The following is an 18,398-nucleotide window of genomic DNA, read 5'->3' as shown; positions in this document are numbered from 1 at the left end:
TACTCGATCTCATGAGGCTGGGCCCGCCCCGGCGCCCGACCCGGGTGGCCGACCTGCTGAACCCCGCCGCGGTGCTGCTGCCTGCGGCGAATGTCATCATGCAATTGGCCTCGCCGGGAGTCGGGTACGGCGTGCTGGAGAGTCCGGTCGACAGCGGCAACGTCTACAGGCATCCGCTGAAGCGGTCCCGCACCACCGGCTACTACCTCGCGGCGGCGACCGTTGGCACCGCCGCGGACCGTGCGCTCGTGCGTCGGGAAATCGACAAGGTGCACACCATGATCCGGTCGCGGGCCACGAGTCCGGTGCGATACAACGCGTTTGACCCGCGGCTACAACTGTGGGTGGCGGCCTGTCTGTACCGGTATTACATCGATCAGCACGAGTTTCTGTACGGCCCACTGGACGACGAGTCCGCCGATGTGGTGTATCGGGACGCCAGGAAGCTGGGCACCACGTTGCAGGTCCGCGAAGACATGTGGCCGCCTGATCGGGCCGCGTTCGACGAGTACTGGAAGCGCTCGCTCGAGGAGCTTCGCATTGACCCGCCGGTGCGCGAGCACCTGTACGGGGTGGCGGCGACGGCGTTTCTGCCGACACCGCTTCGGCAGTTGATCGGGCCGCTGAATCTTTTTGCGACGACCGGGTTTCTGCCACCGGAGTTCCGTGCGCACATGCAGTTGAAATGGTCCCGGGACCAACAGCGGTTGTTCGAGCTGCTGCTGTTCGGCTTGCGCGTCGCCGACCGTGTCATCCCGCGCGACTTCTGGTTGTTCACCTATGAGCTCTACTTGCGCAACATGCGGGCCCGAGCACGCCTCGGAAGGCGAGTCATCTGACCCGCCTTCCGAGTCCGTCCTCGCGGGTTACCCAGTGGAGTCGCTATCGCTCGCCGAGTCGCTGTCGCTCGTGCTGCTGGACGTAGACCCAGAAGTGCTGGACGTGCTCGACGTATCGGACGTATTGGCCGTACCGGTCGTGTCGTCCGTCCTGTCATCGGTCGACGTCGAGCGCGTCGATGTCGGCTCAGCAGTCGGCTCTGCCGTCGGCTCCGCTGTCGGCTCCGCGGTGGCGGTAGCCGTTGGCGCCGTTGATGTTTCGGTCGTCCCGGTGGACGGCGTCATCGTGCTTTGCGGGATCTCGGTCGCGGCCACCGGCGCCAACGTCGTGGTCCTCGAGGCCGTCGAGACGTTGGTCGCCTCCGAGGTGTCCGTCGTGGCGGTCAAGGTCACGGTGCTCGGTGACGACTGCGGATGCGTCGCCGTCCATTGCTCGATGACATCGGCTACGGGCTTACGAGACCAGTCGGTGCGCAGAACGCCGAGCGTGTCCTGATCATCGGTGCTACCGGTGGCACGGTCACGCGTGGTGTAGATGAACGACGGGCCAGTGTAGTCGAAACTGCTCCAGGTGTTCAGGAAGTTCGAGATGAACTGCGCCTGTTTTGCCTCGCCACCTTCCGATGTCGGCTGACCATATTCGGTCGCCCAGATCAGCTTGTCCCCGTCGCCGTTGGCCACCATTTCCTGGTGCATGAGGTCCAACTGGTTGATCGGCGCTGCGGGGCCATAGGGCTTGCCCTGGCTGAACGCGACCTGGTACTGGTAGGGGTGATACGACAGCGCGTCGAAATACCCTTGTGCCCCAGCGTCATACATGCCCTGGACATATTTCGCCGGGCTGATCGCCAGGCCCGGATAGTCGGTCACCCAGCCGACCACGCCGCCGATGACGGTGGCGTCCGGATCGGCCTCCTTGATCGCCGGGTAGGCCGCCTGCAACAACTCGGTGTACCCGGCGGGATCCGGTGATGGATACCAGAAAGTCGTCGCGTTGGGCTCGTTCCACACCTCGTACGCAGAGACCTTCCCGGCGTACCGTTCCGCCACTGCACCAACGAATTCGGCGTATTCCGCGGTGTCGGCGGGCGGGCTGGCGGGCGCCGGCTGGCCGGGCTCGGTCGCCCATGCGGGCGTGGAGTTCAGCACGCCCAGGATGCCCATATCGCGCTCATAGGCGGAGTTCACCAGGGCGTCGACCTTGTTCCAGTAGAAGAAATCGTCCGCCAATTCGATTCCGTTCCATGGAATCAGGATCCGGACGTTCTGCACGCCCATGGCCTGCATCTCGTCCAGAGTCCGATCGATGTCCGCCTGCGACATGCCGATGATGTCGGAGTCGGCGAACCCGACGGTTGTGTTGTCTGTGTTGATCGCCGCCACCGTGGCGTATGGCAACATCACCGGGCCGGATCCCCCGGCCGTCAACAGACTCGCTGCCCCAGCCGACAACAACGCCGAGGCCGTCACTGCAACACTGATCTTCACGACAGGCCGACATATCCGGCCCTGTCTCTTACTTTGCCACACAGTATCCCCATTTCGTGATCCATTCCCTACCCGGTCCCCGCACCGAGTTCATCGATACATCTCATCGATTCCCAGCAACCGCCCTCATTAATCCTCAACGCAAGAAGTTTTCGCGTTGGACCTGCAAGTACGTGTCGACATCCGCGCGTTTCAGAACCTGCTCCAGCGTCAATTAGCAAATTCTGGCAAAGGCGGGGATTGCTTAGTTGCGGCAACTAGCCAGTCGGCAGAACATGCGGGATTGCATTTGCTGGATAGCTGCGATCATGGTTGCGTTCCGAAAAGGCAAACCGTCACGTTCAATGGAACAGATCACGAAACGAGCAGTGAGGAGTCCCCATGGCCTTCCCGGCACTCAACCACGTCGCGCTCACAGTGAGCGATCTCGACGTGAGCGGTCCCTGGTACCGATCCCTTATTGGGACTGACCCGTTGCTCGACGAACACACCGACGCCGGCTTCCGGCATCAGGTGTGGGCATTCGACAACGGCACGCTGTTCGGCATCCACCAGCATGACCGCGGAGCCGAAGGCGGACGGTTCAGCGAGTTTCGGGTAGGACTTGACCACGTCGGGTTCGGTTGCGCCGATCGTGCCGAATTGGAGGGCTGGGTCGAGCGGCTCAACTCTCTCGGCGTTGAGCACAGTGGAATCGTCGACGAGCACTACGGATCCGGCCTCAGCTTCCGCGATCCGGACGGCAACGCGCTGGAATTCTTCGCGCCGCCGTCATAACCGACAGACGAGAACGCCAGGGCCCGAAAGCCCTGGCGTTGACGTCTGTCCGGTGCTGATCTAGTCCTCAGCGTTGGGATCCGGGTTGTACTTCTCGCTACCCGGGTTCATCAACGTCCGCTGGAACGTCTTGGGGCCCTCCGTCACGAACTTCTTGACGCTGCCCTGGAACGTCTGCGGCCCGTTCATGGTGAAGTCGGCAACGCTTCCCGCGAAGATCACCGGACCCTTGGTGACGTAATCGGTGACGCTCTGCTGGAACTCCGACATCGGGCCCTGGATCTGGCACAGCGGCATCGGCGAGCAACTCACCGAGCTGCTGGGCGTGTCAGCCCCGGCGGGCGCGGCGGTCAACACCGCTGCGGCACCGATTAGCCCGGCTACGATCAAAGTCTTCTTCATTACTTCCCCTCGGTGGTCGTGAATGGGCCGGGCGGTTTCTGCCAGCTAACGCAGTGTAGCCAGAACATAGAGGTTTTGCATAGCTTTTGCGGTTACCAGCGACTTAGACAGTCTCCCGAACTTCACGACGCCAAACGCACCGACGCGGCTATCACAAGTATTTTGCTCACGCAAAGAGGTCTCGAATGAGTGGGCGCGGACGGTATCGAACCGCCGACCGCTGGTGTGTAAAACCAGAGCTCTACCACTGAGCTACGCGCCCCTTGCCGGGCAGGCTACAGGTCGGTGACCTGCAGGTGGAAATCGATCAGCGTGGCCGCAGCGCCGTCAGCGCGGCCTTCCACACCCCCTGATCACGCGGCTCCCCCGGCTGCTTCATCTCCGCGAACCGTACGACGCCCGAGCGGTCCACTACGAATGTGCCGCGGTTGGCGAAGCCGGTGACGTCGTTGAACACGCCGTAGGACTGCGCCGTCGCGCCGTGCGGCCAGAAATCTGACAGCACCGGAAAAGTGAAGCTGCTCTGCGTTGCCCAGATCTTGTGCGTGGGCGGCGGACCCACCGAGATTGCCAGTGTGGCCGTCTCGTCGTTCTCGTAGTCCGACAGGTGATCGCGAATCTCATCGAGCTCGCCCTGGCAGATCGAGGTGAACGCAAGCGGAAAGAACACCAGCAGCACGTCCTTCTCGCCACGGAAGCTACTCAAGCTGACGGACCGGCCGTTCTGGTCCTTGAGCGTGAAGTCGGGCGCGTCGCTACCGACTTCGACCATCAGCGCCGCCCGGCCGCTTTCGACTTCGGCTGCACCAGCCTGCTCGCAATCCAGTCGCCGAGGTTGGCCGACGATGTTTGCATCAGGCCGGCCGTCGGCGCCGATTCGGCGATCTCGGCCGGTTGAACATGGCCGGGCTTGCCCGTCTTCGGGGTGACCACCCAGATGACGCCGTCGTCGGCGAGCGGGGTGATCGCGTCCATCAGGTTGTCGACGAGGTCGCCGTCGCCGTCGCGCCACCACAACAGGACCACGTCGATGACCTCGTCGGCGTCCTCGTCGAGCAGCTCACCACCGCACGCCTCTTCGATGTCGGCCCGGATGTCGTCGTCGACGTCGGAGTCCCAGCCCAACTCCTGCACAACCTGATCTTTCTGGATGCCCAGTCTGCGGGCGTAGTTCGGGGCGTCATCCGCCGCGACCACGGTCGGTCCTCCTTCAGCCAGTTCGAAGCGCACGTTGCGCCCGGCGATGTATCAAGCCCTATCGTCGCACGCCGGGGCCCAAACATTGACCACTGGCGGCAGGTTCATCGATATGCCGCGTCGCAAAGGTTGAGCGCGGTGGTTTTCGTGTCGTTGAGCTTGGTGATCGCCGCGTTGAACTCGTCGGGCCCGTAATTGCCCGCAATCGCCGCCGCGAGGCCCCTTGCCGCATCGACCCACGCGTTGAGCGCATCGCGCAGATTGGGGGCCAGCGTGTCCGACACGCTGCCCGCAACGACGTCGGCGCTGTGGTTGAGCGCATCGACGGCCGGTTGCGCCTTGGCGGTGGCGTCGGCGGCATTGCGGTTGAAGGCGTCGACGTAGTTGTTCACCGCGGTGATCGCGTCCACGCTCGACGAACTCAGCGCCTCACACGAGGTGTGGATCGCCTGCGTGGTGAGCGACGCCTGCCGCTCGGACTCGCGGGCGCTTGAACTGGACGCCGACTCCTCGATGGAAGCCGAGACCGACGCCCGATACACCGGGGCATCGGCGCGGTCAATCTGCGCAGATCCCCGGGTGACGCTGGTGCAGCCGACAATGACCATCGCGATGACCGCCAGAATGCCGATCACCAGGGCAGCAATTCGCAGCCGGTTGCGGGACAGCCCAGCGATCAGCACGGGTGCAGACGTTACCGGTTTGAACCCGGGATCGCGGGTTCATTCCACTCCACACCCCCGGCAGTGCAAGTGGGGCACGATGGGACAAAGATAGAGGCAGCTACGCCGATCGCGTAGCACCCACACCGCCTGACAAGGAGCGGAAGTTGACCACCGAGTTCGTGCGCCAGGACCTGGCTCAAAACTCCAGCACCACAGCCGAACCCGACCGGGTTCGGATCATTCGCGAAGGGGTCGCGTCATACCTCCCGGATATCGATCCCGAGGAGACCGGCGAATGGCTGGAATCGTTCGACGAGTTGCTGGAGCGGTCGGGTCCCGCTCGGGCGCGCTACCTGATGTTGCGGTTGCTGGAACGCTCCCGCGAACAGCGGGTTGCCATTCCAGCGCTGACATCCACCGACTATGTGAACACCATTCCGACCGAACTCGAGCCGTGGTTCCCCGGCGATGAGGACGTCGAGCGGCGGTACCGGGCGTGGATCCGGTGGAACGCGGCGATCATGGTGCATCGCGCGCAGCGGCCGGGAGTCGGTGTGGGAGGCCACATTTCGACGTACGCGTCGTCGGCGGCACTGTACGAGGTCGGCTTCAACCACTTCTTCCGCGGCAAGTCGCACCCCGGCGGCGGCGACCAGATTTTCATTCAGGGCCACGCCTCCCCCGGCGTCTACGCCCGCGCATTCCTCGAAGGCCGGCTAACTGCCGACCAACTGGATGGTTTCCGCCAGGAGCACAGTCATCCCGGCGGCGGGCTGCCGTCGTACCCCCATCCGCGGCTGATGCCCGACTTCTGGGAGTTCCCCACCGTGTCGATGGGCTTGGGCCCGATCAACGCGATCTTCCAGGCCCGGTTCAACCACTATCTGCACGACCGCGGCATCAAGGACACCTCCGACCAACACGTGTGGGCGTTCCTCGGCGACGGCGAGATGGACGAGCCGGAGAGCCGCGGCCAGATCCAGGTGGCCGCCAACGAGGCACTGGACAACCTGACCTTCGTGATCAACTGCAATCTGCAGCGCCTGGACGGCCCGGTGCGCGGCAACGGCAAGATCATCCAGGAGCTGGAGTCCTTTTTCCGCGGCGCCGGCTGGAACGTCATCAAGGTGGTGTGGGGCCGTGAGTGGGATGCGCTGCTGCACGCCGACCGCGACGGCGCGTTGGTCAACTTGATGAACACCACCCCCGACGGCGACTACCAGACCTACAAGGCCAACGACGGCGCCTACGTCCGCGACCACTTCTTCGGCCGCGACCCGCGCACCAAGGCGTTGGTCGAGAAGATGTCGGATAGCGAGATCTGGAACCTCAAGCGCGGTGGGCACGACTACCGAAAGGTGTATGCGGCCTACCGGGCGGCCACCGAGCACAAGGGTCAGCCGACCGTGATCCTGGCCAAAACCATCAAGGGCTACTCGCTGGGCGCCCACTTCCAGGGCCGCAACGCGACCCACCAGATGAAAAAGCTTGCGATAGAAGACCTCAAGTTCTTCCGCGACGCCATCCGCATTCCGGTCAGCGACGAGGAAATCGAGAAGAACCCGTACCTGCCGCCGTACTACCACCCCGGTCCCGAGGCGCCCGAGATCCGCTACATGCTCGAACGCCGTCGGGCGTTGGGCGGGTTCCTGCCCGAGCGTCGCACCAAGTCGAAGGCGCTGACGCTGCCGGGCCGCGACACCTACAAGGCGCTGAAGAAGGGCTCGGGCACCCAGGAGGTCGCCACCACCATGGCGATGGTACGGACCTTCAAAGAGTTGTTGCGGGACAAGGAGATTAGGCCACGTATCGTGCCCATCATCCCCGACGAAGCCCGCACGTTCGGGATGGACTCGTGGTTCCCGAGCCTGAAGATCTACAACCGCAACGGCCAGCTCTACACCAGTGTGGACGCCGAATTGATGTTGGCGTACAAGGAAAGTGAAGTCGGCCAGATCCTGCACGAGGGCATCAACGAGGCCGGCTCGACGGCGTCGTTCACCGCAGCCGGCACGTCCTACGCGACACACAACGAGCCGATGATCCCGGTCTACATCTTCTATTCGATGTTCGGGTTCCAACGCACCGGCGACGGCCTGTGGGCCGCGGCCGACCAGATGGCACGCGGATTCGTGTTGGGCGCCACGGCCGGACGCACGACGCTGACCGGAGAAGGTCTGCAGCACGCCGACGGGCATTCACTGCTGCTGGCGTCGACCAATCCGGCGGTGGTGGCCTACGACCCGGCGTTCGCCTACGAGATCGCCTACATCGTCGAGAGCGGCCTGCACCGGATGTACGGCGAGAACGCGGAGAACGTCTACTTCTACATCACCATCTACAACGAGCCCTACGTCCAGCCCGCCGAGCCAGAGGGGCTCGACATCGAGGCGCTGCTGCGCGGCATCTACCGCTACCGCAAAGCACCCGAGGCGCGCACCCACGTCGCGCAGATCCTGGCTTCAGGCGTGGCGATGCCCGAGGCGCTGCGAGCGGCCGATCTGCTCGCCGAGGAGTGGGACGTCGCCGCCGACGTGTGGTCGGTGACCAGTTGGGGTGAGCTCAACCGCGACGGTGTGCAGATAGAGAAGGAAAAGCTGCGCCACCCCGAGCGGCCCGCAGGCACCCCGTTCGTCACGACCGCGTTGGCCGACGCGGCGGGTCCGGTGGTGGCGGTGTCCGACTGGATGCGCGCGGTGCCCGAGCAGATCAGGCCGTGGGTGCCGGGCACCTACATCACCCTCGGCGCCGACGGCTTCGGCTTCTCCGACACCCGCCCAGCGGCGCGCAGGTACTTCAACACCGACGCCGAATCGGTGGTCGTCGGGGTGCTCGAGGGCCTGGCCCGCGACGGCAACATCGACGATTCGGTGGCTATCGAGGCGGCGCGCAAGTACAAGATCGACGACGTGATGGCCGCCGGCGTGTCCTATAAGGACACCGGCAGCGCCTGACCGCGGCTCACCAGTGCGCCCTCCGTACGCGCCGCACGATCCCGGGCCGGTCGCATCGCAGCTGTCGTGAGCTGACGCGCACGATGATCCAGCCTTGGTCGGCCAGGAATTCCAGCCGTTCGATGTCGTCGGCGTTGTGATGCAGCTTCACGAATCGGGTGCGCAGCATCTGCCGTGTAACCAGCCGCGCGGCCAGGGCTTCGCTGCCCACTATGAGATCGTCCACATTGATTAGGTGCGCGCGAGCGGCTCGCGGTTCCCTCGGCGCCGCGAAACTACGGAAAATGACGGCAAACGGCGCCTTTGCCTCAGAAACCGTAGTCTCGGCGCGGCCTGGGCGCGAACGGGCGCGAACAGCGTTGGAGGTTTCCTCCAGAAGAGTCGCGTAGCCTTTGGGGATGCCCGACAACCGGTTCATCCCGCCGAGGTCGACGCTCGAGGTATTGCAGACCGTGCCCGAGTCGGTGCTGCGTCGGCTGAAGCAGTACTCGGGCCGGCTGGCCACCGAAGCGGTACGCGCGATGGAGGAACGGCTGCCGTTCTTCGCGGACCTGGAGGCCTCGCAGCGCGCGAGCGTGCAATTGGTGGTGCAGGCCGCGGTGGTCAACTTCGTCGAGTGGATGCGCAATCCGCAGAGCAACGTCAGCTACACCGCGCAGGCCTTCGAGGTGGTGCCCCAGGATCTGCGCCGGCGCATCGCGCTGCGCCAGTCGGTCGAGATGGTGCGCATCACGATGGAGTTCTTCGAGGAAGTCGTGCCGCTGCTGGCGCGCTCGGAGGAACAGTTGACCGCGCTGACGGCCGGAATCCTGCGTTACAGCCGCGATTTGGCGTTCGCCGCCGCCACCGCATACGCCGACCAGGCCGAGGCACGCGGCGCATGGGACACCCGGATGGAGGCCAACGTCGTCGACGCCGTGGTCCGCGGGGACACCGGACCGGAGTTGCAGTCCCAGGCGGCCGCTCTGAACTGGGACGCGACCGCACCCGCCACAGTGATCGTCGGGTTACCCCAACCCGACCGGATCGACCTCACCAGCGACGACGTCCACGATGTCGTCGAGCGCAACGGCCGCGCCGCGCTGTCGGACGTGCATGGGACCTGGCTGGTGGCCATCGTCTCCGGCGTGCTCGCGCCCACGGAGAAGTTCCTCGCAGAATTACTCGGCGTCTTCGCCGACGGGCCAGTGGTGATCGGGCCGACGGCGCCCACCCTCGGGGCCGCTCACATCAGCGCAACCGAGGCGATCGCCGGGATGAATGCCGTCGCAGGCTGGAGCGGCGCACCACGGCCGGTGTCGGCGCGTGAGTTGCTGCCGGAACGGGCTCTGCTAGGCGACGTGACCGCGATCGCGGCCCTGGAAACCGAGGTGATGAGGCCGCTCGCCGACGCGGGCCCCGCGCTGACCGACACGCTCGACGCGTATCTGGACTCGGGCGGGGCCATCGAAGCCTGTGCCCGCAAATTGTTCGTTCATCCAAATACCGTCCGCTACCGGCTCAAACGCATCGCCGATTTCACGGGCCGCGATCCCACCCTTCCTCGCGACGCTTATGTGCTGCGGGTGGCCGCCACAGTGGGACGATTGGGCCGTCATGCGTACCATCCCAGCACGGCAAACGCGCCAACCGAGGCCCGAAAGGCACGCGTCGCAGTCCAGTGAACGAAGGCGAAGGTTGCGGACGGGTATCGATGGAGTCGCATCACATGCCGTTTTGTGGAGGACCTACAAAAACATAAGACGAGGTTCATAATCTCTTACACCGTCCGAAACCGTCTTCACAGTGTTTTCTTAATTCGTGCCTCAAAAAACTGCGCTCGCGTTGCTTGCGCCCGGACAGGGCTCCCAGACCCCCGGCATGCTCACCGCGTGGCTCGAGCTGCCCGGCGCTGCCGAGCGTCTCGCCGCCTGGTCCGAGATCAGCGGCCTTGACCTCGCCGGTCTTGGCACCACCGCCACCGCCGAGGAGATCACCGATACCGCGGTGACCCAGCCGTTGGTGGTGGCCGCGACGCTGCTGGCCCATGAAGAACTCACCCGGCGCGGACTGTTCGCCGACAGGGACGTCATCGTCGCAGGCCACTCGGTCGGCGAGATCGCGGCGTACGCGATCGCCGGCGTCATCTCCGCCGATGACGCCGTCAAGCTGGCCGCCACCCGCGGTTCGGAGATGGCCAAGGCCTGCGCGCTGGAGCCCACCGGAATGTCTGCGGTGCTCGGCGGCGACGAAGCCGAGGTGCTGGCCCGGCTCGAGGCGCTCGACCTGGTTCCCGCCAACCGCAACGCGGCAGGCCAGATCGTGGCCGCGGGCGCGCTGTCCGCACTCGACAAGCTCGCCGAAGATCCGCCAGCCAAGGCTCGGGTCCGTCAGCTGGCCACCGCAGGCGCTTTCCACACCCACTACATGGCGTCGGCCACCGACGGCTACCGCGCGGCGGCCGAGGGCGTAACGACCGCAGAGCCGAACGCGACACTCCTCTCGAATGCCGACGGCCAGCCGGTCACTTCGGCCACAGACGCGATGACGAAGTTGGTGAACCAGCTGACTCGTCCGGTGCGGTGGGATTTATGCACCGAGACCATGCGTAAGAACAATGTGTCGGCGATCGTCGAGTTCCCGCCCGCGGGGACCTTGGCCGGAATCGCCAAACGCGAACTTCGGGGGGTGCCGACGCACGCCGTCAAGTCTCCCGCTGATCTGGACGGGCTCGTCGAGCTCTGAGCCAGGTTACAACCACATAAAGATCGACCCAGTCCGAATTTCGAGCAGTATCAACCAATTAGAAGGAGCCATTGTGGCCACCACCCAGGAAGAAATCATCGCCGGCATCGCCGAGATCATCGAAGAGGTCACCGGCATCGAGCCGTCTGAGGTCACCCCTGAGAAGAGCTTCGTCGACGACCTGGACATCGACTCGCTGTCGATGGTCGAGATCGCCGTGCAGACCGAGGACAAGTACGGCGTGAAGATTCCGGACGAGGACCTCGCGGGCCTGCGCACCGTCGGTGACGTCGTCGCCTACATCCAGAAGCTCGAGGAAGAGAACCCCGAGGCCGCGGCGGCCATCCGGGCGCAGATCGCGGAGACCAAGTGACCAAGCCTTCCACTGCTAACGGCGGTTTCCCCAGTGTTGTGGTGACCGCCGTTACGGCAACCACCTCGATCTCTGGGGATATCGAGAGCACGTGGAAGGGCTTGTTGGCCGGTGAGAGCGGCATCCACGTCCTCGAGGACGAGTTCGTCACGAAGTGGGATCTGCCGGTTCGCATCGGCGGCCACCTGAAGGATCCCGTCGACGATCACATGGGTCGGTTGGACATGCGGCGGATGTCGTACGTCCAGCGGATGGCCAAGCTGCTCGCGGGTCAACTCTGGGAGACCGCGGGCAGTCCCGAGGTCGACCCGGACCGCTTCGCGGTCGTCCTCGGCACCGGTCTGGGTGGCGGCGAGAAGATCGTCGAAACCTACGACGCGATGAACGAGGGCGGGCCCCGCAAGGTGTCACCGCTCGCCGTTCAGATGATCATGCCCAACGGGGCGGCAGCGGTGGTCGGGCTCCAACTCGGTGCCCGCGCCGGTGTCATCACCCCGGTGTCGGCCTGCTCGTCGGGTTCGGAGGCCATCGCGCACGGTTGGCGTCAGATCGTCATGGGTGACGCCGATTTCGCCGTTGTCGGCGGCGTCGAGGGCGGCATCGAGGCGCTGCCCATCGCGACGTTCTCGATGATGCGTGCCATGTCGACACGCAACGACGATCCCGAGGGCGCGTCGCGTCCGTTCGACAAGAACCGCGACGGGTTCGTCTTCGGTGAGGCCGGCGCCATGATGGTCATCGAGACCGAGGAACACGCCAAGGCTCGCGGCGCCAAGCCGCTGGCAAGGCTGATGGGTGCGGGCATCACGTCCGACGCGTTCCACATGGTGGCTCCGGCCGCCGACGGTGTGCGCGCCGGACACGCGATGAAACGTGCGATCGAGACGGCGGGGCTGGACGCCAAGGACATCAGCCACGTCAACGCACACGCGACCGCGACCCCGATCGGGGACACGGCCGAGGCGAACGCCATCCGGGTCGCCGGTGTGGAGCACGCCGCGGTGTACGCGCCGAAGTCGGCGCTCGGTCACTCCATCGGAGCGGTCGGTGCGCTGGAATCGGTCCTGACGGTCCTGAGCTTGCGCGACGGGGTGATCCCGCCGACGTTGAACTACGAGACCCCCGATCCCGAGATCGATCTCGATGTCGTTGCGGGCGAGCCTCGGTATGGCGAATACCAGTACGCCATCAACAACTCGTTCGGATTCGGCGGTCACAATGTCGCTCTGGCGTTTGGTCGTTACTAAGCGAGAGGAAGCTTCGGAGCTGTAATGGCAGGACGCACTCAGCTAACGACGGGGAACGGTTTCCCCAACGTGGTCGTCACCGGTATCGCGATGACGACCGCCCTGGCAACCGACGCTGATGGCACGTGGCAGAAGCTGCTCGACGGGCAAAGCGGTATCCGCAAACTCGAGGATCCGTTCGTCGAGCAGTACAACCTGCCCGTCCGAATCGGTGGCCATCTTCTCGAGGACTTCGACTCCGAGCTCTCCCGCGTGGAGTTGCGGCGGCTGTCGTACCTACAGAAGATGTCCACCGTCCTCGGGCGGCGGGTCTGGCAGAACGCTGGTGCGCCAGAAGTCGATTCCCGCCGGTTGATGGTGTCCATCGGCACCGGCCTGGGTTCGGCCGAGGAGTTGGTCTTCGCCTACGACGACATGCGGGCGAAGGGCATGAAGGCGGTGTCGCCGCTCGCGGTGCAGAAGTACATGCCGAACTCCCCCGCGGCCGCCGTCGGCCTGGAGCGTACCGCCAAAGCCGGTGTCATCACGCCGGTTTCGGCGTGTGCGTCCGGTTCGGAGGGCATCGCCCACGCGTGGCAGCAGATCGTGCTCGGCGAGGCGGACATCGCGATCTGCGGTGGCGTGGAATCGAAGATCGAGGCCGTGCCGATCGCGGGATTCGCTCAGATGCGAATCGTGTTGTCCACCACCAACGACGACCCTGCGGGCGCATGCCGTCCGTTCGACAGGGACCGCAACGGGTTCGTGTTCGGCGAGGCCGGAGCGTTGATGGTGATCGAGACCGAGGAACACGCCAAGGCGCGCGGTGCGAACATCCTCGCGCGGCTGATGGGCGCCAGCGTCACCTCGGATGGGTACCACATGGTGGCCCCCGATCCCAATGGTGAGCAGGCGGGTCACGCGATGTCGCGTGCCATCCAGCTCGCGGGCCTGCAGCCCACGGACATCGACCACGTCAATGCACACGCGACCGGAACCTCGGTCGGCGACGTGGCCGAATCGAAGGCGATCAACAATGCGATGGGCGGCCACAGGCCCGCCGTGTACGCACCGAAGTCGGCCCTCGGCCACTCGGTCGGCGCGGTCGGTGCGGTCGAATCCATCCTGACCGTTCTAGCGCTGCGCAACGGGGTCATCCCCCCGACGCTGAACTTGAAGAATCTCGACCCGGAGATCGACCTGGACGTCGTACACGGCGGACCGCGACCCGGCAATTATCAATACGCAGTGAACAACTCGTTTGGATTCGGTGGGCACAACGTGGCGCTCGCCTTCGGGAAGTACTGAGAAACCAGGAGACCTCGATGACGACCATGGCCCCGGAGGCAACCAGCGAATCGTTGGATCCCCGCGATCCGCTGTTGCGCTTGAGCACGTTCTTCGACGACAACAGCGTCGAACTGCTGCACGAGCGGGACCGCTCCGGCGTGCTGGCCGCGGCAGGCACCGTCAACGGCGTGCGCACCATCGCCTTCTGCACCGACGGCACCGTCATGGGCGGCGCCATGGGTGTTGAAGGCTGCAGGCACATCGTCGACGCCTACGACACCGCGATCGAGGAGCAGAGCCCCATCGTGGGTATCTGGCACTCCGGTGGTGCGCGACTGGCTGAGGGTGTCAGGGCGCTGCACGCGGTCGGCTTGATGTTCGAGGCCATGATTCGCGCGTCGGGCTACATCCCGCAGATCTCGGTGGTGGTCGGCTTCGCTGCGGGCGGCGCCGCCTACGGACCCGCGCTGACCGACGTCGTCGTGATGGCGCCCGAGGGCCGGGTGTTCGTCACCGGACCCGACATCGTTCGCAGCGTCACCGGCGAGGACGTCGACATGGCGTCACTCGGCGGCCCGGACACCCACCACAAGAAGTCCGGCGTGTGCCACATCGTCGCCGACAACGAGTTGGATGCCTACGACCGTGGTCGGCGCCTCGTCCAATTGTTCTGCCAGCAGGGCCATTTCGACCGCACCAAGGCTGAGTCGGGCGACACCGACCTGCATGCACTGCTGCCGGATTCAGCGCGACGCGCCTACGACGTACACCCGATCGTCGAGGCTCTGTTGGATCTCGACACGCCGTTCGAGGAGTTCCAGGCCAAGTGGGCGCCGTCGATCGTGGTGGGCCTGGGCCGGTTGTCCGGTCGCACCGTCGGCGTGATCGCCAACAACCCGCTGCGCCTCGGCGGCTGCTTGAACTCCGAAAGCGCCGAGAAGGCAGCACGTTTCGTGCGCCTCTGCGATGCGTTCGGCATCCCGCTGGTCGTCATCGTCGACGTGCCGGGCTACCTGCCCGGCGTCGACCAGGAATGGGGCGGCGTGGTGCGCCGCGGCGCGAAGCTGCTGCACGCCTTCGGTGAGTGCACCGTTCCAAGGGTCACGCTGGTGACCCGCAAGATCTACGGCGGTGCCTACATCGCGATGAACTCGCGGTCGCTGAACGCCACCAAGGTGTTCGCGTGGCCGGACGCCGAGGTCGCCGTGATGGGTGCCAAGGCCGCAGTCGGCATTCTGCACAAGAAGAAGCTGGCGGCCGCACCCGACGACGAGCGTGAGGCGCTGCACGAGCAACTCGCGGCCGAGCACGAAAAGATCGCTGGTGGTGTGGATTCCGCCATCGAGATCGGTGTCGTCGACGAGAAGATCGACCCGTCGCACACCCGCAGCAAGCTGACCCAGGCGCTTGCCGAGGCGCCGCAGCGCCGCGGCAGGCACAAGAACATCCCGCTGTAATCGCGGCGAGCAGTCGCATATGCCCCGCACGCCCGGCGTGTCGGGGCATTTTGCGTCTTGTCGTCACCAAACGGGAATGATCGACTGATGGAGACAGAAGGCCGGCCGCGACCGTCCGATCTGCGTCGCTGGCGACAACACCTGGCCAACGAACGCGCCGAAGCCGACGTCTATCGCGGTCTGGCGCTACGCAGAACGGGTGAAGAGCGCACCATCCTGCTCAGCCTGGCCGAGGCCGAGCGCCGCCACGAACAACACTGGCTCAACCTGCTCGGCGACGACGTCGGGAAGCCACGGCGCGCTGATATGCGCACCCGCCTGCTCGGATTTCTGGCGCGGCACTTCGGTTCGGTATTCGTGCTGGCCCTTGCCCAGCGGGCCGAGGCACGCTCGACCTACGACACGGACGCCGACGCAACGGCCACCATGGCCGCCGACGAGCGCATCCATCTGGAGGTGGTGCGCGCGTTGGCGACCCGCGGCCGCAATCAGCTGTCGGGCAGTTTCCGCGCGGCGGTATTCGGCGCCAACGACGGACTGGTCAGCAACCTGGCTCTGGTCCTGGGCATCAGCGCGGCGGGCGTGTCCAACCACACGGTGCTCATCACGGGCCTCGCCGGGCTGCTCGCGGGCGCGCTGTCGATGGGTGCCGGTGAATACGTTTCGGTGACCTCGCAGCGCGAACTGCTGGAGGCCTCCACACCCAGCCCGGAAGCCGGTGCGGCGCTGCCGCAGTTGGACGTCAACGCCAACGAGCTGGCGCTCGTCTACCGCGCCCGCGGGATGAGCGAGGAGGACGCGACCAATCGCGCTGCCCGAGTGCTGGCCGGCCTTCCGGCAGGCGGTGGTCAAAGCCGGCTCGGCGCGCCAGACGCCGACAGCCATGAAGCCGTCGGCACCGGGCTTCGCGCGGCGGTTTCCAGCTTCAGCTTCTTCGCGTCAGGGGCGTTGATCCCCGTGTTGCCGTACCTGTTCGGTCTTGAAGGTTACGTTGCAGTGGTGGTGGCGGCCGTTCTGGTCGGAATCGCTCTGCTGGCCACGGGAGTCATCGTCGGCCTGCTGTCAGGTGGTCCCCCGGTGCGCAGGGCGCTGCGACAGCTCATGATCGGCTACGGGGCTGCCGCTGTCACCTACTTGTTGGGCTTGGTCTTCGGCACTGGCGCCGGCTAGGTGCGTCCCGCGGATACGGGCGTGGCGACCACGTGGGTCACCGGTATGTGGTGCTCGGCGCGGGCGCGCTCCACGACATCGAAGCGGTGCCAGACCGAAAACTCGGGCGGCAGCGTCGCAATCACGATCTGATCCGGGTGAAATGCCTCGACCGCCTCCGCGAGGGCGCGAAGCGGTCGTTGATCACCCAGTGCGCCCTCGGCTTCGAGGTTCTCGGCGCGCAGCGTGGCCAGCGTGTGGTCGAGCCGGGCTTGCGCCGCCTGCTTCGTGGCCTCCCACACGTCGAGCGGGCCGTGGGTGGCCGCCGTCCCCGTCTCGATTGGACTGAGGGGCACCTGAACGAAGTAGGTGGCGTCCTTGTCCGCGCCGATACGCCGCAACTCGTCGAGCAGCTCCGTGGAATTAGCGGTTTCATTGGCCAGCACGAGGACCCGGTGTGGCTTTGTGCCAATGGCTTGCTCCGCCTCCGGCTTCCGGTTGATGAACCACTTGTTGGTGAAGTACAGCACCAGGACCACCGCCCACGACAGCAGGCTCAACACCAACTGCGAACGGAGCGCCTGATCGAGGAACATCTGCACCAGAATCGCCAGAATCGCCAGGGCAGTGACGATCGACAGCACCGGGAACAGCCACATCTTGACCTTCAGCCCTGCGTCCGATGCGCGGTACCGCAGCACGATCTGCGAGATCGCGATGAGCAGATAGACGAACAGGATGATGGCCCCGCTGGAGTTCAGCAGGAACGCGAAGATCGTGTCCGGCGATACCGCCGCGGCGATGACGCAGAGAAAACCCACCACCGACGAGGCCAGAATTGCGATCGCAGGCACCCCGCGCCGGGTGACCCGCACCAGTTGGGCCGGTGCCTCGCGCCGGGCCGCCAGGACGAACAACATGCGCGAAGCCGTGTACATCCCCGAATTCAGGCAGCTCAGCACGGCGGTCAACACCACCGCGTTCATGATGTGGTCGGCGTAGGGAATTCCCATCTTGGTGAACGCGGCGACGAACGGCGAGCCGGCGAGGCCTTGGTCGTTCCAGGGCAGGATCATGACGAGCAGCAACGTGGCGCCGACATAGAAGATCAGGATGCGCATGATCACCGAGTTGGCCGCCTTGGCGACGGCGCGTTCCGGGTCCGACGATTCTGCAGCGGCGATGGTGACGATCTCGGCACCGACCATCGAGAAGATCACCGTCACGATGCCGACGGTGATCGCGCCGAAGCCCATCGGCATGAACCCGCCATGCGCCGTCAGATTGGAGACGTCGGCTGACTTGTTCGGCCACAGACCGAGGACGAAAAGTGCTCCGACAGCGATGAAAACGAGGATTGCGGCCACTTTGATGCCGGCGAACCAGAACTCGAACTCGCCGTAGCTCTTCACGGAGAAAAGGTTGGTCGTGGTCATCAGGATCATGAAGACCAACGCGATCAGCCACAGTGGGACATCGATCCAGTACTGCACGATTTTCGCGCCGGCGATCGCCTCGAATCCGACGACGATCACCCAGAAGTACCAGTACAGCCAGCCGACCGAGAAACCCGCCCAATGGCCGAGCGCATCGCGTGAGTAGTCGGCGAACGATCCGGTCGACGGATGGGCCACCGCCATCTCGGCCAGCATCCGCATGACCATGATGATCAGAACACCGGCCAGCGCGTAGGTGATGAATGCGCCGGGCCCGGTGTCCGCGATGACGACGCCAGACCCGACGAACAGCCCAGCCCCGATCACGCCGCCGATCGCGATCATCCGCAGTTGGCGTTGGTTGAGGGCTTTCTTCAGCGTTGGACCAGCGGCTGTGGCCTCCGTCATTCGTTCCATGGAT

General features: G+C 65.2%; 17 protein-coding genes and 1 tRNA gene. 10 read left to right on the top strand and 8 right to left on the bottom strand.

The genetic code is table 11. The features are described 5' to 3' along the window. Positions 1-11: 11 nt before the first annotated feature. A complete protein-coding gene (locus A5724_RS30920; protein ID WP_067811603.1) occupies positions 12-839 on the top strand; it encodes an oxygenase MpaB family protein in 828 nt (275 codons plus the stop codon). A 27-nt stretch (positions 840-866) separates the two neighbouring features. Here the strand turns inward: A5724_RS30920 and A5724_RS30915 are convergent, their stop codons facing one another. Further along, complete coding sequence (locus A5724_RS30915; RefSeq protein ID WP_067811601.1) at positions 867-2,327, bottom strand: cellulase family glycosylhydrolase; 1,461 nt, start codon at positions 2,325-2,327, stop codon at positions 867-869. Positions 2,328-2,708: 381 nt separating this feature from the next. Here A5724_RS30915 and A5724_RS30910 point away from each other — a divergent pair, with 381 nt between their 5' ends. Further along, the gene (locus tag A5724_RS30910) at positions 2,709-3,104 is read left to right on the top strand and encodes a VOC family protein (RefSeq protein WP_067811599.1); all 396 of its coding nucleotides are present in this window, start codon (positions 2,709-2,711) and stop codon (positions 3,102-3,104) included. 60 nt (positions 3,105-3,164) lie between these two features. Here the strand turns inward: A5724_RS30910 and A5724_RS30905 are convergent, their stop codons facing one another. The 5 genes from A5724_RS30905 to A5724_RS30885 form a co-directional block, all read right to left on the bottom strand. Next, entirely contained in the window at positions 3,165-3,506 is a 342-nt protein-coding gene (locus A5724_RS30905) for a hypothetical protein (RefSeq protein ID WP_067811596.1), read from the bottom strand. A 190-nt stretch (positions 3,507-3,696) separates the two neighbouring features. Next, positions 3,697-3,768 (bottom strand) — tRNA-Val (locus A5724_RS30900). 45 nt (positions 3,769-3,813) lie between these two features. Next, a complete protein-coding gene (locus A5724_RS30895; protein ID WP_067811594.1) occupies positions 3,814-4,278 on the bottom strand; it encodes a peroxiredoxin in 465 nt (154 codons plus the stop codon). Further along, positions 4,278-4,703, bottom strand: a complete 426-nt coding sequence (locus A5724_RS30890) for a DUF3052 domain-containing protein (protein ID WP_067811650.1) — start codon at positions 4,701-4,703, stop codon at positions 4,278-4,280. Before A5724_RS30890 ends, A5724_RS30895 begins: the two co-directional genes overlap by 1 nt. Before the next feature lie 104 nt (positions 4,704-4,807). Continuing rightward, a complete protein-coding gene (locus tag A5724_RS30885) occupies positions 4,808-5,311 on the bottom strand; it encodes a hypothetical protein (protein WP_082965370.1) in 504 nt (167 codons plus the stop codon). 221 nt (positions 5,312-5,532) lie between these two features. Here A5724_RS30885 and aceE point away from each other — a divergent pair, with 221 nt between their 5' ends. Then, positions 5,533-8,322 carry a pyruvate dehydrogenase (acetyl-transferring), homodimeric type gene (aceE, locus tag A5724_RS30880; RefSeq protein WP_067811591.1) on the top strand — a complete coding sequence of 930 codons (2,790 nt, stop codon included), beginning with the start codon at positions 5,533-5,535 and terminating at the stop codon, positions 8,320-8,322. Between the two features lie 7 nt (positions 8,323-8,329). Here aceE and A5724_RS30875 read toward each other — a convergent pair whose 3' ends face one another. Further along, a complete protein-coding gene (locus tag A5724_RS30875) occupies positions 8,330-8,533 on the bottom strand; it encodes a hypothetical protein (RefSeq protein WP_156752527.1) in 204 nt (67 codons plus the stop codon). 187 nt (positions 8,534-8,720) lie between these two features. Here A5724_RS30875 and A5724_RS30870 point away from each other — a divergent pair, with 187 nt between their 5' ends. The 7 genes from A5724_RS30870 to A5724_RS30840 all read left to right on the top strand — a co-directional run bounded on the left by A5724_RS30870 (position 8,721) and on the right by A5724_RS30840 (position 16,562). Further along, positions 8,721-9,986, top strand: coding sequence for a CdaR family transcriptional regulator (locus A5724_RS30870; RefSeq protein ID WP_067811587.1), 1,266 nt, complete (start codon positions 8,721-8,723; stop codon positions 9,984-9,986). Between the two features lie 136 nt (positions 9,987-10,122). Further along, complete coding sequence (locus A5724_RS30865) at positions 10,123-11,046, top strand: ACP S-malonyltransferase (RefSeq protein ID WP_082965365.1); 924 nt, start codon at positions 10,123-10,125, stop codon at positions 11,044-11,046. Between the two features lie 73 nt (positions 11,047-11,119). Beyond that, positions 11,120-11,419 (top strand): meromycolate extension acyl carrier protein AcpM, encoded by a 300-nt coding sequence (gene acpM / locus A5724_RS30860; protein WP_015307814.1) that lies wholly within the window; start codon positions 11,120-11,122, stop codon positions 11,417-11,419. Further along, positions 11,416-12,666 (top strand): 3-oxoacyl-ACP synthase KasA, encoded by a 1,251-nt coding sequence (kasA, locus tag A5724_RS30855; protein ID WP_067811583.1) that lies wholly within the window; start codon positions 11,416-11,418, stop codon positions 12,664-12,666. Before acpM ends, kasA begins: the two co-directional genes overlap by 4 nt. A 24-nt stretch (positions 12,667-12,690) precedes the next feature. Next, complete coding sequence (kasB, locus tag A5724_RS30850; RefSeq protein WP_067811581.1) at positions 12,691-13,953, top strand: 3-oxoacyl-ACP synthase KasB; 1,263 nt, start codon at positions 12,691-12,693, stop codon at positions 13,951-13,953. Positions 13,954-13,970: 17 nt separating this feature from the next. Next, the gene (locus A5724_RS30845) at positions 13,971-15,392 is read left to right on the top strand and encodes an acyl-CoA carboxylase subunit beta (RefSeq protein WP_067811578.1); all 1,422 of its coding nucleotides are present in this window, start codon (positions 13,971-13,973) and stop codon (positions 15,390-15,392) included. Between the two features lie 87 nt (positions 15,393-15,479). Then, positions 15,480-16,562, top strand: a complete 1,083-nt coding sequence (locus tag A5724_RS30840; RefSeq protein ID WP_067811575.1) for a VIT1/CCC1 family protein — start codon at positions 15,480-15,482, stop codon at positions 16,560-16,562. Here the strand turns inward: A5724_RS30840 and A5724_RS30835 are convergent. Beyond that, complete coding sequence (locus tag A5724_RS30835; protein WP_067811573.1) at positions 16,559-18,385, bottom strand: amino acid permease; 1,827 nt, start codon at positions 18,383-18,385, stop codon at positions 16,559-16,561. The genes A5724_RS30840 and A5724_RS30835 overlap by 4 nt on opposite strands. Positions 18,386-18,398: the final 13 nt, after the last annotated feature.

The organism is Mycobacterium sp. ACS1612 (assembly GCF_001667505.1).
GTDB lineage: Bacteria > Actinomycetota > Actinomycetes > Mycobacteriales > Mycobacteriaceae > Mycobacterium.
This window is presented reverse-complemented; position numbering and strand designations above follow the sequence as displayed.

Bases quoted from the DNA above. Each gene is read 5' to 3' on its own strand.
- A5724_RS30920 (WP_067811603.1), top strand. From the start codon at position 12: ATGAGGCTGGGCCCGCCCCGGCGCCCGACCCGGGTGGCCGACCTGCTG.
- A5724_RS30910 (WP_067811599.1), top strand. From the start codon at position 2,709: ATGGCCTTCCCGGCACTCAACCACGTCGCGCTCACAGTGAGCGATCTC.
- A5724_RS30905 (WP_067811596.1), bottom strand. From the start codon at position 3,506: ATGAAGAAGACTTTGATCGTAGCCGGGCTAATCGGTGCCGCAGCGGTG.
- A5724_RS30895 (WP_067811594.1), bottom strand. From the start codon at position 4,278: ATGGTCGAAGTCGGTAGCGACGCGCCCGACTTCACGCTCAAGGACCAG.
- A5724_RS30885 (WP_082965370.1), bottom strand. From the start codon at position 5,311: ATGGTCATTGTCGGCTGCACCAGCGTCACCCGGGGATCTGCGCAGATT.
- A5724_RS30870 (WP_067811587.1), top strand. From the start codon at position 8,721: ATGCCCGACAACCGGTTCATCCCGCCGAGGTCGACGCTCGAGGTATTG.
- kasB (WP_067811581.1), top strand. From the start codon at position 12,691: ATGGCAGGACGCACTCAGCTAACGACGGGGAACGGTTTCCCCAACGTG.
- A5724_RS30845 (WP_067811578.1), top strand. From the start codon at position 13,971: ATGACGACCATGGCCCCGGAGGCAACCAGCGAATCGTTGGATCCCCGC.
- A5724_RS30840 (WP_067811575.1), top strand. From the start codon at position 15,480: ATGGAGACAGAAGGCCGGCCGCGACCGTCCGATCTGCGTCGCTGGCGA.
- A5724_RS30835 (WP_067811573.1), bottom strand. From the start codon at position 18,385: ATGACGGAGGCCACAGCCGCTGGTCCAACGCTGAAGAAAGCCCTCAAC.